Origin of the sequence: Oharaeibacter diazotrophicus (genome assembly GCF_004362745.1) — a bacterium.
Lineage (GTDB): Bacteria > Pseudomonadota > Alphaproteobacteria > Rhizobiales > Pleomorphomonadaceae > Oharaeibacter > Oharaeibacter diazotrophicus.
In genome coordinates this window covers 1471116-1483891 of sequence record NZ_SNXY01000006.1, presented here as the reverse complement: position 1 = coordinate 1483891, position 12776 = coordinate 1471116, and the positions used below count along the sequence as shown (strand labels likewise).

General features: G+C 72.5%; 10 protein-coding genes and 1 pseudogene. 6 read left to right on the top strand and 5 right to left on the bottom strand.

Annotation, left to right across the window (positions count from 1 at the left end):
* Positions 1–3: 3 nt before the first annotated feature.
* From EDD54_RS06985 to EDD54_RS06970, 4 genes are read right to left on the bottom strand one after another with little or no spacing between them, the layout of a single operon-like run.
* Positions 4–867 (bottom strand): hypothetical protein, encoded by an 864-nt coding sequence (locus tag EDD54_RS06985; RefSeq protein WP_126535377.1) that lies wholly within the window; start codon positions 865–867, stop codon positions 4–6.
* On the bottom strand, positions 848–2188 hold the full coding sequence (locus tag EDD54_RS06980; RefSeq protein WP_126535378.1) for a hypothetical protein: 1341 nt from the start codon (positions 2186–2188) through the stop codon (positions 848–850). The genes EDD54_RS06985 and EDD54_RS06980 overlap by 20 nt, the downstream gene beginning before the upstream one ends.
* The gene (locus EDD54_RS06975; RefSeq protein WP_126535379.1) at positions 2185–2637 is read right to left on the bottom strand and encodes a hypothetical protein; all 453 of its coding nucleotides are present in this window, start codon (positions 2635–2637) and stop codon (positions 2185–2187) included. The genes EDD54_RS06980 and EDD54_RS06975 overlap by 4 nt, the downstream gene beginning before the upstream one ends.
* A 59-nt stretch (positions 2638–2696) precedes the next feature.
* The gene (locus tag EDD54_RS06970; protein ID WP_126535380.1) at positions 2697–3770 is read right to left on the bottom strand and encodes a hypothetical protein; all 1074 of its coding nucleotides are present in this window, start codon (positions 3768–3770) and stop codon (positions 2697–2699) included.
* Positions 3771–4357: 587 nt separating this feature from the next.
* On the opposite strand from EDD54_RS06970, the gene EDD54_RS06965 reads away from it, so the two are divergent.
* The 5 genes from EDD54_RS06965 to tsf all read left to right on the top strand — a co-directional run bounded on the left by EDD54_RS06965 (position 4358) and on the right by tsf (position 11132).
* Positions 4358–5407 carry a porin gene (locus EDD54_RS06965; RefSeq protein ID WP_126535381.1) on the top strand — a complete coding sequence of 350 codons (1050 nt, stop codon included), beginning with the start codon at positions 4358–4360 and terminating at the stop codon, positions 5405–5407.
* A 264-nt stretch (positions 5408–5671) separates the two neighbouring features.
* Complete coding sequence (locus tag EDD54_RS06960) at positions 5672–8140, top strand: BON domain-containing protein (protein WP_126535382.1); 2469 nt, start codon at positions 5672–5674, stop codon at positions 8138–8140.
* A 206-nt stretch (positions 8141–8346) separates the two neighbouring features.
* Positions 8347–9024, top strand: coding sequence for an NADH-quinone oxidoreductase subunit E (locus tag EDD54_RS23165; RefSeq protein ID WP_207620485.1), 678 nt, complete (start codon positions 8347–8349; stop codon positions 9022–9024).
* 181 nt (positions 9025–9205) lie between these two features.
* The gene (rpsB, locus tag EDD54_RS06950) at positions 9206–9988 is read left to right on the top strand and encodes a 30S ribosomal protein S2 (protein WP_126535383.1); all 783 of its coding nucleotides are present in this window, start codon (positions 9206–9208) and stop codon (positions 9986–9988) included.
* A gap of 217 nt (positions 9989–10205) precedes the next feature.
* Positions 10206–11132 carry a translation elongation factor Ts gene (gene tsf, locus EDD54_RS06945; protein ID WP_126535384.1) on the top strand — a complete coding sequence of 309 codons (927 nt, stop codon included), beginning with the start codon at positions 10206–10208 and terminating at the stop codon, positions 11130–11132.
* A gap of 155 nt (positions 11133–11287) precedes the next feature.
* On the opposite strand, the pseudogene EDD54_RS23765 reads toward tsf, so the two are convergent.
* Positions 11288–11587, bottom strand: a pseudogene (locus tag EDD54_RS23765) (type II toxin-antitoxin system VapC family toxin); the annotation flags it as partial.
* A 399-nt stretch (positions 11588–11986) separates the two neighbouring features.
* Here EDD54_RS23765 and pyrH point away from each other — a divergent pair.
* On the top strand, positions 11987–12703 hold the full coding sequence (pyrH, locus tag EDD54_RS06935; RefSeq protein WP_126535386.1) for a UMP kinase: 717 nt from the start codon (positions 11987–11989) through the stop codon (positions 12701–12703).
* Positions 12704–12776: the final 73 nt, after the last annotated feature.

The following is a 12776-nucleotide window of genomic DNA, read 5'->3' as shown; positions in this document are numbered from 1 at the left end:
CCCTCACATCCCGACGGCGGGCGTCAGCGTGTAGAGGCAGGTCTCGATCAGGTCGGCGTCGGCGACCTGCGGTTCGGCGGGAGCGTCGGGAGCGGGGGCGGCCTTCGGCGCGGCCTCGGCGACCACCATGTTGGGGTCCATCAGCTGGATGAGGGCGCCGATGCCGCGGCTGCGGCCGGCGAAGCGTTCGGCGAGGCCGCGGTTCTCGCCGAGTTCGGCGCGGTCGCCCGGGCGGGCGGCGAGGGACTGGCGGATCTGGTCGAGGAAGGGCACGGGCCGGCGCGCGCGCACCAGCACCAGGGTCTCGGCGCCGCCGGCGGCGACGGGGATGGCGATCTCCGGCGCGGCGGCGAGGTCGCGGATCGCGCCGGGCGAGGTCTCGCCGAAGGCGTAGAGGGTCGACTGCAGCGGTCCGGAGAAACCGATCTCGTAGGTGGCGGCGCCGGAGACCGGCAGCTTGTCGCCGCTGGCGAGCGCCAGATGGGCCGGGCCGGCATCGCGCGCGGGCGCGGCGGGATCGGTGAGGGTGACCTGCCAGCTGCAGTCCTGCGCCGGCTCCGCCGCGGCGGTCTCGATCCAGGCGGCGGGGGCGGCGTCGGGGGCGCCGGCCTCGGCGCGGACGCGTTCGACCAGATCCGGGCCGACCCGGTCGGCCACCTTCTTGAGAAGGACGGCGCGGGTGGCCGCGTCGGGCGTCGCGACGACCCAGCGCACCCTGGAGGCGTCGGCGTAGCGCTGGACCATGGCGGCGAAGCGGTCGAGCGCGGCGTCGTCGCCGAGGGCGAGCGGCGCGGCGGCGGCCGGGGACGCTAGCGCGGCCCCGGCGAGGAGGAGGGCGGTCAGAACCTCAAGGACAGCGCGCCGCATCGGTCGTCACCTTGAACTGGTAGTCGATCTGGCCGTCGAAGCGGTCCTTCAGGAACTGCGCGGAGGTGGCGAGCACCGCCGCTCCTTCCAGCCCCTTCAGGCGCGACCGCAGATCCTCGGTCAGCTGCGACAGGCTTACGGTCCGATCGCGGGTGGCGACTACGAAAAGCCGGATCTCGTCGTCGGTCGCCTCGATCGGGATCGCGGCGACGGCGTCGGTCAGCACGCCCTCGGCCGCCGCGGCGCCGGTGGTGCGGAACAGGCCGGCGTCGAGCACGACCGGGTCGGCGGCCCGGCTGACGGAGGCGATGAAGAAGCGCGGCGGCGCCACCCAGCTCGCGAAGGGCCGGCCGTCGACCGCGGTGACGCGCAGCACCACCGTCTCGCCGCCGACCACCACCGGCTGGCGCTGCTCGTCGAGGCAGTCCGGCTTCAGTTCGAGCTTGTCGATGTCGGCGCGGTACCGCGCCCGGCGCGGCGTCGCCTCGGGGCCGATCGAGCGGGCGTTGGCGTCCTCGACCGGCACCCACGAGATCAGCACCGGCGCGTGGGCGAGGGCGCTCCAGCCGGCGAGGCCCGCCGCGACCAGCGCCACCGCGGCGACGGCGCCGAGCGCCTTGCGGCGCGAGATCCACGGTTCGGCCGAGAACGGCCCGAACAGCGACTCGATCGCGTCGAGCGTGTCGAGATGGACAACGGCAAGGCCGACGCCGGCGTCGTCGGCGGCGGCGCGCAGGCGGGCGAGGGTGCGGGCCTCGACCTCGGCGAGCGGGCGGCCGTCGACGGCGGTGGTCGGCAGCAGCACGGTGACCGTCTCGCCGGCGAGGGTGGCGCGGTGGCGGTGCAGGTAGTCGCCGACGAGGCCGAGCTTGCCGCGGATGCCGTCGACCGGGCCGATCGCGACCGTGCCGAGGCCGGCCGGATCCTGCGGCAGCAGCACCTCGCCGGTGGCGAACACGAGGCCGTGCGGGCGGTCGAAGGCGGCGAGCACGGCGGCGAGGGTGAGGCCGAGGCCGGCCGAGCGGGCGTTCTCGTCGGAGAGGCGGCCGACCTGGAGTTCGGAGATCCGGAGATACCAGGGGTGGACGCGGGCGTTGCGCCGGCCGAGCCAGACGCGGCCGCGCCGGACGTCGCAGAAGCGGGTGGCCGCCTCGCGCACGGTCTGGCCGACACGGTAGAGGCCGAAGTCGTAGAGTTCGGAGATCTGGGCGACGAGCTTGGCCGGATGCGCCTCCGGGGCGGTCGCGCCGGCGATCGCCTCGAAGAGCTGCTGGCCGGATCCGTCGGCGCCCACCAGGGGCACGAAGACCCGTGCGGTCATCCCTCGGCGCCCGTGCGGGCGAGGGTGAAGGCGGCGAGTTCGTCCTCGTCGATCGCGACGGCCGTCAGGTCGGCGACGGCGCGGCCGCCGGCGTCGAAGGAGACGGCGAAGCTCGGGCCGAAGGCGCCGAGGCCCAGTTCGGCTTCGCGGCCGGCCCAGGCGTCGAGGCCGGCCGAGCCCTGCGCCTGCAGGACGAGGCGGGCCGGCGCGCCGGCGTCGTCGCGCTCCAGCGTGGCGAGCACGAGGCCGTCGGCGGCCTCGAGGCCGGCGGCGGGGAAGCGCCAGCCGTCGGCACCCTTGGCGGCGAGCGCGCGGAACTGCACCGGCGCCGTCGCGGCGGTCCGGCCGGCCGTCAGCTCGTATTCCGCCAGCGCGGTCGCGGTGGCGACGCGGACGGTGTTGGCGAAGCGGCGGAGCAGACGGGCGTCGGAGGAGGTGAAGTCGGTCATCGGAAGGGCTCCCAAGGTCCGCCGGGGCATCTCCGGCGGTGGATGCGGTCTTGTCCGGCTTACGGTCTGCCCGCGGCCTCTTTGCGAACGAACGCCGCGACGCGCGCGGAAAGATCGGAGACGTAGGCGGCGAGGTCGCCGTCCCACTCGTTCTTGAGCCGGCGACGCAGCCCGAGGTCGGTCTTCATGGCGTCGGCGAGCGGGCGGCCCTCGAGGATGGCAGCGAGCAGGTTGCGCTCGTCGGCGGCGACGGCGCCGGCGCGGACGGCGCGCTCCAGCAGCGGCAGCGCCTCCTCCTCCGTCACCAGCGGGGCGTCGTCCTCGTCCTCGAGCGTCTCGGAGACGAAGGCCTCGACGTCCTCGTAGGAGACCATGCGGGTGATGTCCTGGCCGGCGACGCGGGTCAGGACGGCCGAGCCGAGCGGGGCCTTGGCGAAGGCGTCGGCGTCGGGGAAGCCCGGCACGGGGGCGGCGGCAAAGGCGGCGGCGAGTTCGGCCGGCGTCGGCCGACGTCCGACCTCGTCGTTCATCGCCGTCCGCAGCGCCTTCAGGAAGGCGTTGGCGGCCTTCAGCGTGTTGACGCCGACCTCCTCGTCGCCGGCGAGCCAGTCGCGCGGGCAGAGGCCGAGGCGCAGCACCTCGGCATAGGGCCGGTTGGCGGCGTCGAGGCACTTCAGGATCCGGTTCGACAGCTCGAACAGCGCGGTCTTCTCGAGGAAGCGGCGGATCCGGGTCGGCCCGTTCACCATCGCCTTCCAGGTCGACAGTTCCTCCTCGCGCGGCGCCGGGCCGGGGCCGACGGCCGCGGCCTGGATCAGGGCGCGCAGGTTGTCGGCGGACGAGGGCTTGCCGGGACGACGGCCGATCGGACGGTCGAGCACGGCGTCGAAATAGAAGTCGGCGGCCTGCTCGGCGTCGGGCGGCGGCGGATAGGCCCAGAGCCCGACGAGACCCTCGACGTAGCGCCGGTTGGCCGACAGCCCGCGCGCGACGCGGTCGTAGAGCTGGAAGGCGCGGATCTCCACCGTGGGCGTGCCGGCGGGCAGGTGGTCGTTGCCGTTGAGGAGATTGGCGAGGTGCCCCGCGTACTGGGCGACGAGATCCCGCCCGCCCTTCGCTCCGCCCTCGGCCATCACGTCCTCCCCCCAGCCTTGCGGGGGCCAGTGTCAGGGGCAAGCGCACCCCGAAGTCAAGTGCGCGAATCGAACGGGGACGAAACCCGAGTCGCACCGGGTCGCGGCGGGTGGCCGTGCCCCCGTCCCGCCCCGATCCGTCCACAGGCAGGGCGGTGGCGAGGCGGCCGGCATCGGGCCGGGGCCCCCCGGAATCCGGCCCGGCGTTAACCCGCCGGCAACCTGCGTTAACGCTGTTCGGGCTTTGACATCAGGGCTTTAACGAAGCATTCACGGATCGGGCGGGGGTGGTGGCCGATCTCGTGGCAAAACCGCCACAGTGCGGTCACAAGACGTCCCGGGCGGCGGATCGGCGGCTCATTTTCGTTGAACCATGGCCGCCGTTGGGCAACTCTCTGACCGTGAGATTTCGGGAAACGGAACTCACCGCACCGAAGCGACGGCCGTCAGGGGTGGCAGCCGAACAAGCGCGGAGGAGCGGCGACTAACCGGAACCAGTCCGGATCGGAGATCGACCTCGGCCCAGACCGCAGGTCCTGCGGTTCAAGGCGAGGTTCCTCCTTAGGACGACTTTGGAGGTCAGGAACATGAACATGAAGAGCATCCTGCTCGGCACCGCCGCCGGCCTGATGGTCGCTTCCGCCGCCCAGGCTGCGGACCTGCCGGGCGAGCCGACGCCGGCCGCCGTGGACTACGTCAAGGTCTGCGACGCCTTCGGCACCGGCTTCTTCTACATCCCGGGCACCGAGACCTGCCTGAAGTTCGACGGCCGCGTGCGCGTCCAGGCCGGCACGGGCATCCAGTACGCCAGCAGCGACAACGTGGTGCGTCTGAACACCGACGCCCGCTTCGGTGTCGACGTCCGCTCGGCCACCGAGCTCGGCACCCTGCGCACCTACGTCCGCATCGCGACGACCCCGAGCAGCGGCGCCCTGTTCGACCGCGCCTTCATCCAGCTCGGTTACCTGACCGTCGGTAAGGCCGCGAACTTCTACGACTCGTTCGGTGGCCTCGCCGGCAGCGCGATCGCCGATCGCAACTGGGGTGGCGACGACTACACCCAGATCACCCTGCTGGCCGACAACCTCGGCGGCGGCTTCTACGCCGGTATCCAGGCGCACGCCACCGCTCCGGTCTTGCTGCGTCAGGAGTTCGACTTCGACGACAAGAAGGGCGCTGCGGACTTCCCGGACGTCGAGGCGATCATCGGCATCGCCGATCAGCCGTGGGGCAGCGCCGCCCTGGCCGCTTGGTACAGCAACCAGCCGGGCGACGACTTCTTCTCGGTCAAGGGTGGTGTTTCGTTCAAGGCGACCGACGCCCTGACCGTCAACGCGACCGCGATCTACCTCGACAACGTCGGTATCGGTGGCTTCAACGCCGACTCGATCCAGATCGGCCTCGGTGCCGAGTACGCGGTGTCGGATGCCGTCAGCGTGTACGGCCTCGGCCAGTACTCGTTCAACGACCTCGACGGCGGCCCGAACGCCGACTCGTGGGGCGTGACCCTCGGCGCGACCTACACCATCGTCAGCGGCCTCGTGGCCACTGCCGAAGTCGCGTACGACGACGGCGAGAACAACATCGTCGCCGACAACGACTTCTCGGGCGTCCTGCGCCTGACCCGCGAGTGGTAATCACCACTTACCGGCAACGGTAAACGGAAGGGCCCGGCCTCGCGCCGGGCCCTTCTGCTTTTCGGGGGCAGCGCTCACCGACCCGTTCCCTCCGCTCCGCCAGTCGGCAAAAGGTCGCGCTCGGCGACCGTCGCCGGTCTTGAAACCGCCGTCGCTCCCTCCTTAGGGTGGGGGTCGGGAAGTGGTTCCCGATCGCCGTCGGAGAACGGGCGCGGGGGCCGCTGGCGGTCCCCGACGCGGGGTCGGGCGGGAGGTCGAGCGGTCATGGTGCGCTGGCAGGTCACGTTGGTGCTCTCGGCGGCGGCGGCCGTGGCGATCACGGGGGCGGCGCTCGTCGCGGGCGCGGACCGGATGGCGGCCGACCTCCACGGCAAGTCCGCCGCGGCCCTCGCTCCCGAGGTGACGTCCTGGGCCGACGTCCACGTCGACGGCCGCGACGTCGTGCTGTCCGGCGCCGCGCCGTCCGAGGAACTGCGCCAGCTCGCGATCGACCGCGTCGGCCGGATCTTCGGCGTCCGGTCGGTCGACGCCGACGGTACGCGGCTGTTGCCCGAGGCGGCACCTTACGCGGTGACGCTGACGCGCGACGCGGCCGGCCTCACCATCGCCGGCTCGGCGCCGTCGCAGCCCGACCGCCGCCGGATGGTCGACGGGCTGACCAAGGCGGTCCCGAATCTCGCCTACAACGACCGTCTCGCCTTGGCGCGCGGCATGCCCGACGCCGGCTTCCTCGACACCGTCGCGGCGGTGCAGCCGCTGCTCGGCGACCTCTCCAGCGGCACCGTCACCGTGACCGACCGTGCCGTGGCGATCGACGGCGTCGCCGCCTCGAACGACGCCTACGGCCGGCTCCGCGCCCGTTCGGCGACGCTGCCGCCCGGCTACGACTACGCCGCCGTCACGGTGGCGCGGCCGGTGGCCGCGCCTTTCACGTGGTCGGCCGAGAGCAGCGGGCGCGACGTCCGCATCGCCGGCTTCGCGCCGGATTCCGACACGCGCCTGCGGCTCTACGGCGTGGTGCGCGCCGGCGCCCGCCGCGGTCCGGTGGTCGACGCGGTCGATCTCGCCTCCGGCGCACCGGCGGGCTTCGCCGACGTCGCCGCCCAGGCGGCCGACCTGATCGACCTGTTCGCCTACGGCCGCGTCGAGGTCCGCGATACCGCGGTGTCGATCTCCGGCGTCGCCGCCACGCCCGAGACGTGGCGGACCGCGCGCGCCTTCCTCGCCGCCTTCGAGCCCGCCGGCTACACCGTCGACGCCAAGGTCGACCTGCCGGTGGTGACGCCGTTCACCCTCTCGGCCTCGCGCAGCCACGACCGGATCACCGTCAGCGGCTTCGTGCCCTCCGACGACGCGGCCGGCCTCGTCAAGGCGGCGGCGGCGCGGATCGCCGGCACGCGGGCCGCGGTGATCGAGACCACGGTCGCGGCCGGGGCACCCGAACGGTTCCAGGACGCGGCGGTGTTCGCGCTCGGCCTGCTCGCGAACCTCTCCGACGGCACCGTGGTGGTCACGGACGACACGATCGCGGTCACCGGCGCGGCGAAGACCGGCGCCGACCTGATCGAGATCGAGGGCAGCGCGGCGTCGCAGGCGCCGGAAGGCTTCACCGTCCGGGTCGACGTCACGCCGCCGGTGGTGAAGCCCTACGTCTGGGCGATCGAGAAGAAGGAGGACACCATCGTCCTCACCGGCTCGGTGCCGAGCGAGGAGGCGCGGGCGGCGATCCGCGCGCTCGCCGAGGACCTCGCCGGCGACGACCGCGCCGTGCTCGACCGCACCCAGCTCGCCGCCGGCCTGCCGGAATACGTCGACCTCGTCGCGGTGGCGCGCTTCGCCGCCAAGGAACTCGCGGCAATGGACGGCGGCTTCCTGACCCTCAACGACGACCGGCTCTCGGTGCTCGGCTCGGCCGGCACCGCCAAGGCGGGTATGGCCGTGGTCTCGGCCATGGACGGCCGGCTGCCGCGGGCGGTCAAGAAGGGTATGGTGCAGATCGACTTCCCGCCGGCCTTCCGGCTGTCGATCGAGCGCGGGCTCGACGCCGTGACCGTGGACGGCACCACGGCGGGGCCGGAGATGACCGCGAAGCTGCGCAGTCTCGTCGAGCGCGCCTTCGGCAAGGCCGACGTCGAAATGAACCTCGAGGAGGTCCCGGGCATGCCCGACGATGCCGAGCCGGCGGCGCTGACGGCGGTCAGGGCGGCCTCGCTGCTCGCCACCGGCAAGGTCTCGATCGAGGGTACGGTGATCACCGTGCAGGGCAAGGCCTTCACCGGCATCGGCGCGGTGCGATTCTCCTCCGACGTCGCCGGCGCGGTGCCGAAGGGCTTCCGGCTCGACGCCGCGGTCGGCGTCGCTCCCGGCGGTCCGGCGCTCGCCGACACCGCGGCCTGTGCGGCGGCGCTGCAGCCGATCCTTTCGGGCAACGCGGTGCGCTTCGACGACGCGAGCGCGACGATCGCCGCCGACAGCCACGGCTTCGTCGACCGCATCGGCGGCACGGCCCAGCGCTGCGGGGCGGGTACGCGCCTGCGCGTCACCGGCGCCGCGCCGGACGCGGCCGATCCGGCGGCGGCGGCGAGCCTCGCCACGGCCCGGGCCGAGGCGGTGGTGAAGTTCCTCGCCGACGTCGGGGTCGATCCGTCCCGGCTCGTCGCCGGAGCGGCGCAGAATCCGGTGGCGGCCGACGCGCCGGCGGTGGCGATCGTGGTGGAGGACGCCGCGCCCTGACGGGCCGATGGCGCGGGGAAGCGGGAGACGGCGATGTTCTACCTGACCTACGAACTCTGGCCCTATGCGTTGCTGGCGCTGATCGCCGGCGTCGTGATCGGCTGGTTCACGACCGGCCGGGCCGCGGCGGACTGAGACGGGGCGCGCCGACGGGCGGGAATGCGAGGCCGGCCCGCGGGGGCGGCCGGGTGGGGGAGTGGCGAAGCATGTTCTGGTTGGTGATCGAGACCTTCGTGCTGATGCTGGTGTTCGTCGCCCTCGGGGCCGCGATCGGCATCGTGCTGCGGCAGGCCTTCGACCGGCCGACGCTCGCACCGGCCGGCGCCTTCGCAGCGCCGATCCACGGGGCGGACGCCCATGGCACGGCGCCCGCGCCGCTCGCGGACGAGGTCGTCGCGGCGGCGCCGGTCGAGACGCCTGTGGTGGTCGCGGTGGCGCGTCCCGACGTCGAGGAACCCGGCCCGGTGGTGGAGCCGCTCGCGGCCGAGACGCTCGAGGGCGAGCCGATGCCGGAACCGGCCGCGCCCGTCGCGACGGCCGAAACGGTGACGGCGCCGGCGGCGATCGACGGAGTGCTCGCCGCCGGCGAGGCGGTGATCGACCCGGCCAAGGCCGCCGCCGCCGATCAGGTCGGCACGCGGCCGGAGGGCTACGCCGGCGCCCGCGACGGCGTGCCCGACGACCTCAAGGTGATCAAGGGCATCGGTCCGCAGAACGAGGCGCGGCTCAACGCCCTCGGCGTGTTCCATTTCGACCAGATCGCCGCCTGGACGCCCGAGGAGGCGCGCTGGGTCGGCAGCTACCTCGCCTTCCCCGGCCGGATCGAGCGCGAGGGCTGGATCGCGCAGGCGAGGAGCCTCGCCTCGGGTGGCGCGGAAGGCTGATTTCCGCCGCTCTTGAAGAGTTCGCGGCCGCTTGCCATTTGAGCCGTCGTCTTCTATAGACGCGCCCATCCCACACGCGGGGTTCCGGTCGCGCTCGCGCGCGTCCGTCCGGTCGGCGGTCCGTGATCACGGTAGCCGACGCGCCCGCGGAGGTAGAACCGGAAAAAAGGCAAGTTACACGATGGCTCTTCCCGATTTCACCATGCGCCAGCTGCTCGAGGCGGGCGTGCACTTCGGTCACCAGACCCACCGCTGGAACCCGAAGATGAAGGACTTCATCTTCGGCCAGCGCAACGGCGTGCACATCCTCGACCTCGCCCAGTCGGTGCCGCTGCTGCACCAGGCGCTGAAGGCGATCTCCGACACCGTCGCCCGCGGCGGCCGCGTGCTGATCGTCGGCACCAAGCGCCAGGCCCAGGAAGCGGTCGCCGAGTCGGCGCGCCGGTCGGCCCAGTACTACGTCAACGCCCGCTGGCTCGGCGGCATGCTGACCAACTGGAAGACGATCTCGGGCTCGATCCAGCGCCTGCGCAAGCTCGACGAGATGCTGAACTCGGACGCCGCCAACCGCCTCACCAAGAAGGAGCGGCTGGTGATGACGCGCGAGCGCGACAAGCTCGAGCGCGCCCTCGGCGGCATCAAGGACATGGGCGGCACGCCGGACCTGATCTTCGTGATCGACACCAACAAGGAGAAGATCGCGATCGACGAGGCCCGCCGCCTCGGCATCCCGGTCGCCGCGATCGTCGATTCCAACTGCGATCCGGAAGGCATCACCTTCCCCGTTCCGGGCAACGACGACGCCGGCCGTGCGATCGGCCTCTACTGCGACCTGATCGCCCGCGCGGCGATCGACGGTCTGACCCGCGGCGCCGGTGACATGGGCATCGACGTCGGCGAGTCCGACGAGCCGCCGGCGGAGCCGGCGCTCGCCGAGACCGAGGGCGCCGAAGCGGCCGCCTGAGCCCGCCGGGCTCGTCGACGCGCGTAGAGACAAACGGCGGGCGGGTCCCCAAGGGGCCCGCCCGACTTCATGCGGGAGACCGCCGGCCGCAACGGGCGTCGCGACAGCGCGCCGCCGGCCGGGGACGCCGGGACGGTCACGACACCGTCGCGTCCGCCGGATCATACCGGTCGCGAATTCCCCGCTCCGATTCGACAGGAAACGAGACGAGGCTCCGATGAACATCTCCGCTGCACTTGTGAAGGATCTCCGCGAGAAGACCGGCGTCGGCATGATGGACTGCAAGGCGGCCCTCATCGAGAACAACGGCGACATGGAAGCGGCCATCGACTGGCTGCGCGCCAAGGGTCTGGCCAAGGCCGCCAAGAAGGCGGGCCGCGTGGCCGCCGAGGGCCTCGTCGGCGTCGCCGTGAAGGGCACGACCGCGGCCGTTGTCGAGGTCAACTCCGAGACCGACTTCGTCGCCCGCAACGACGCCTTCCAGGCGCTGGTGCGCGCGGTGGCCGCGATCGCCGTCGAGAACGGCGGCGACCACGCCGCGACCGCCGCCGCCGCCTACCCGGGCAAGGCGCACTCGGTCGAGGCCGAGGTCAAGGAGCTGGTCGCGACCATCGGCGAGAACATGAACTTCCGCCGTTCGGCCGCCCTCACGGTGTCGGCCGGCGTCGTCGCCCCCTACGTCCACGCGGCGATCGCCGACGGCCTCGGCAAGATCGGCGTGCTGGTCGCGCTGGAGTCGACCGGCAACGCCGACGAGCTGACCAAGCTCGGCCGTCAGGTCGCCATGCACGTGGCCGCCACCAACCCGCTGGCGCTCTCGGCCGAGGACGTCGATCCGGCGGTGGTCGAGCGCGAGCGCGCGATCTTCGTCGAGCAGGCCAAGGAGTCTGGCAAGCCGGCGCAGGTCATCGAGAAGATGGTCGAGGGCCGCATCCGCAAGTTCTACGAGGAGTCGACCCTCCTGAAGCAGGCCTTCGTGATCAACCCCGACCTCACCGTCGAGGCCGCCGTCAAGGCCGCCGAGGCGACCGTCGGCGCTCCGATCAAGGTGACCGGCTTCGTGCGCTTCGCGCTCGGCGAGGGCATCGAGAAGGAAGAGACCGACTTCGCCGCCGAGGTCGCCGCGGCCGCCGGCACGAAGTGACGCTTCGGGCAATGCCCGCAAGCCGTTGAATTGAAAGGCGTCGGCCCCGGCCGGCGCCTTTTTCGTAACCAGACGACGTCGACACCGAAGGATCCGAGCCGCGGATCGAGCGACAGAACGGTCAAGCCGTGGACGATGGCCTGCGCCGCGATGATGCGATCGAACGGATCGCGATGGTCGAGGGCGAGTTCGGCGGCGACGGTGGCATGCCGCCCGTCGACGGCGAGGATCTCGATGTCCGACCGGACGGCGATTTTGACCGGGTCGCGGGCCAGCCGTTCGACCGCCGGCCACTTTCCGAGACGGAACTTCAGGACGATCTCGTAGAGCGAGATGGCGCCGACGAAGATCCGGTTGTCCGGATCGCGGATCAGGTCGCGGGCGGTGTTGCCGATCTCGTGCTCCTCGCCGGCGACCCACCAGACGAAGGCGTGGGTGTCGAGGAGGCAGTTCATCGGCCGTTCCAGGCCGCCACCTCCGCATCCGGCAGGTCGTCCCCGAGGATCGCGCGGCCGATCGGCGGTCCTCCGCCCGCGGCGCCCGGCTCGCGCGGCCTGCCCGCACGGGCGCGATGGTCGGGTGCCGGCGGGACGGGCTGCGTGGCGCGGACGCGCATCACGTCCCGCGTCGCGGACGCGGCGTCTTCGTCGGATCGGTTGGATCGAGTGGCACGCACCGACATCGTTCCCTGGCTGACACCGGCCATCATATCGATCCGTGGCGTCCGCGCCAATGCCGGCGCTTGCGCGGGTCGAACGGCGCACCCTCACCCGCCATCCCGATCCGGCTTTGATTCTCCGCCGTCTCGCGCTATGTCGGCGCCGCGAACCCCCAACCTGTCCGGAGCCCGGCCGATGCCCGAAGCCCTCTACCGCCGCGTCCTGCTGAAGCTCTCCGGCGAGGCCCTGATGGGCGACCGCACGTTCGGCATCGATCCGAAGGTGGTGAACCGGATCGCGGCCGAGATCGTCGAGGCGCACCGCCTCGGCGTCGAGATCGCCGTCGTGGTCGGCGGCGGCAACATCTTCCGCGGCGTCTCGGTGGCCGCCGAGGGCGGCGACCGCACCACCGGCGACTATCTCGGCATGCTCGGCACGGTGATGAACGCGCTGGCGCTGCGCTCGGCCGTCGACCGGCTCGGCGTGCCCGCCGTGGTGCTGTCGGCGATCGCGATCCCGGCGCTGTGCGAGACCTTCACCCAGCGCGGCGCGATGACCCACTTCGCCGAGAACAAGGTGCTGATCTTCGCCGGCGGCACCGGCAATCCGTTCTTCACGACCGATTCCGGTGCGGCGCTACGTGCGGCCGAGATGGGCTGCGACGCGCTCCTGAAGGGCACCCAGGTCGACGGCGTCTACACCGCCGACCCGAAGAAGGACCCGACCGCGACGCGCTACGAGCAGCTGACGCACCAGGAGGTGCTGGCGAAGAACCTCCAGGTGATGGACGCCGCGGCGATCGCGCTTGCCCGCGACAACCGGATTCCGGTAATCGTCTTCTCGGTTCACGAGTCCGGCTCGTTCGTGGACGTGCTCCGCGGCCGCGGGCGTTCCACGACCATCGCGGGCTGACCGGACCGCCGACCCGGCGGGGCGAACGCGCCCCGCCCGTCGCGGACGATCCGTGAACCCGGGACGATCCCGA

Coding starts and splice junctions, on each gene's coding strand:
- EDD54_RS06985 (WP_126535377.1), bottom strand. CDS start 867: ATGCGGCGCGCTGTCCTTGAGGTTCTGACCGCCCTCCTCCTCGCCGGG.
- EDD54_RS06980 (WP_126535378.1), bottom strand. CDS start 2,188: ATGACCGCACGGGTCTTCGTGCCCCTGGTGGGCGCCGACGGATCCGGC.
- EDD54_RS06975 (WP_126535379.1), bottom strand. CDS start 2,637: ATGACCGACTTCACCTCCTCCGACGCCCGTCTGCTCCGCCGCTTCGCC.
- EDD54_RS06970 (WP_126535380.1), bottom strand. CDS start 3,770: ATGGCCGAGGGCGGAGCGAAGGGCGGGCGGGATCTCGTCGCCCAGTAC.
- EDD54_RS06965 (WP_126535381.1), top strand. CDS start 4,358: ATGAACATGAAGAGCATCCTGCTCGGCACCGCCGCCGGCCTGATGGTC.
- EDD54_RS06960 (WP_126535382.1), top strand. CDS start 5,672: ATGGTGCGCTGGCAGGTCACGTTGGTGCTCTCGGCGGCGGCGGCCGTG.
- EDD54_RS23165 (WP_207620485.1), top strand. CDS start 8,347: ATGTTCTGGTTGGTGATCGAGACCTTCGTGCTGATGCTGGTGTTCGTC.
- rpsB (WP_126535383.1), top strand. CDS start 9,206: ATGGCTCTTCCCGATTTCACCATGCGCCAGCTGCTCGAGGCGGGCGTG.
- tsf (WP_126535384.1), top strand. CDS start 10,206: ATGAACATCTCCGCTGCACTTGTGAAGGATCTCCGCGAGAAGACCGGC.
- pyrH (WP_126535386.1), top strand. CDS start 11,987: ATGCCCGAAGCCCTCTACCGCCGCGTCCTGCTGAAGCTCTCCGGCGAG.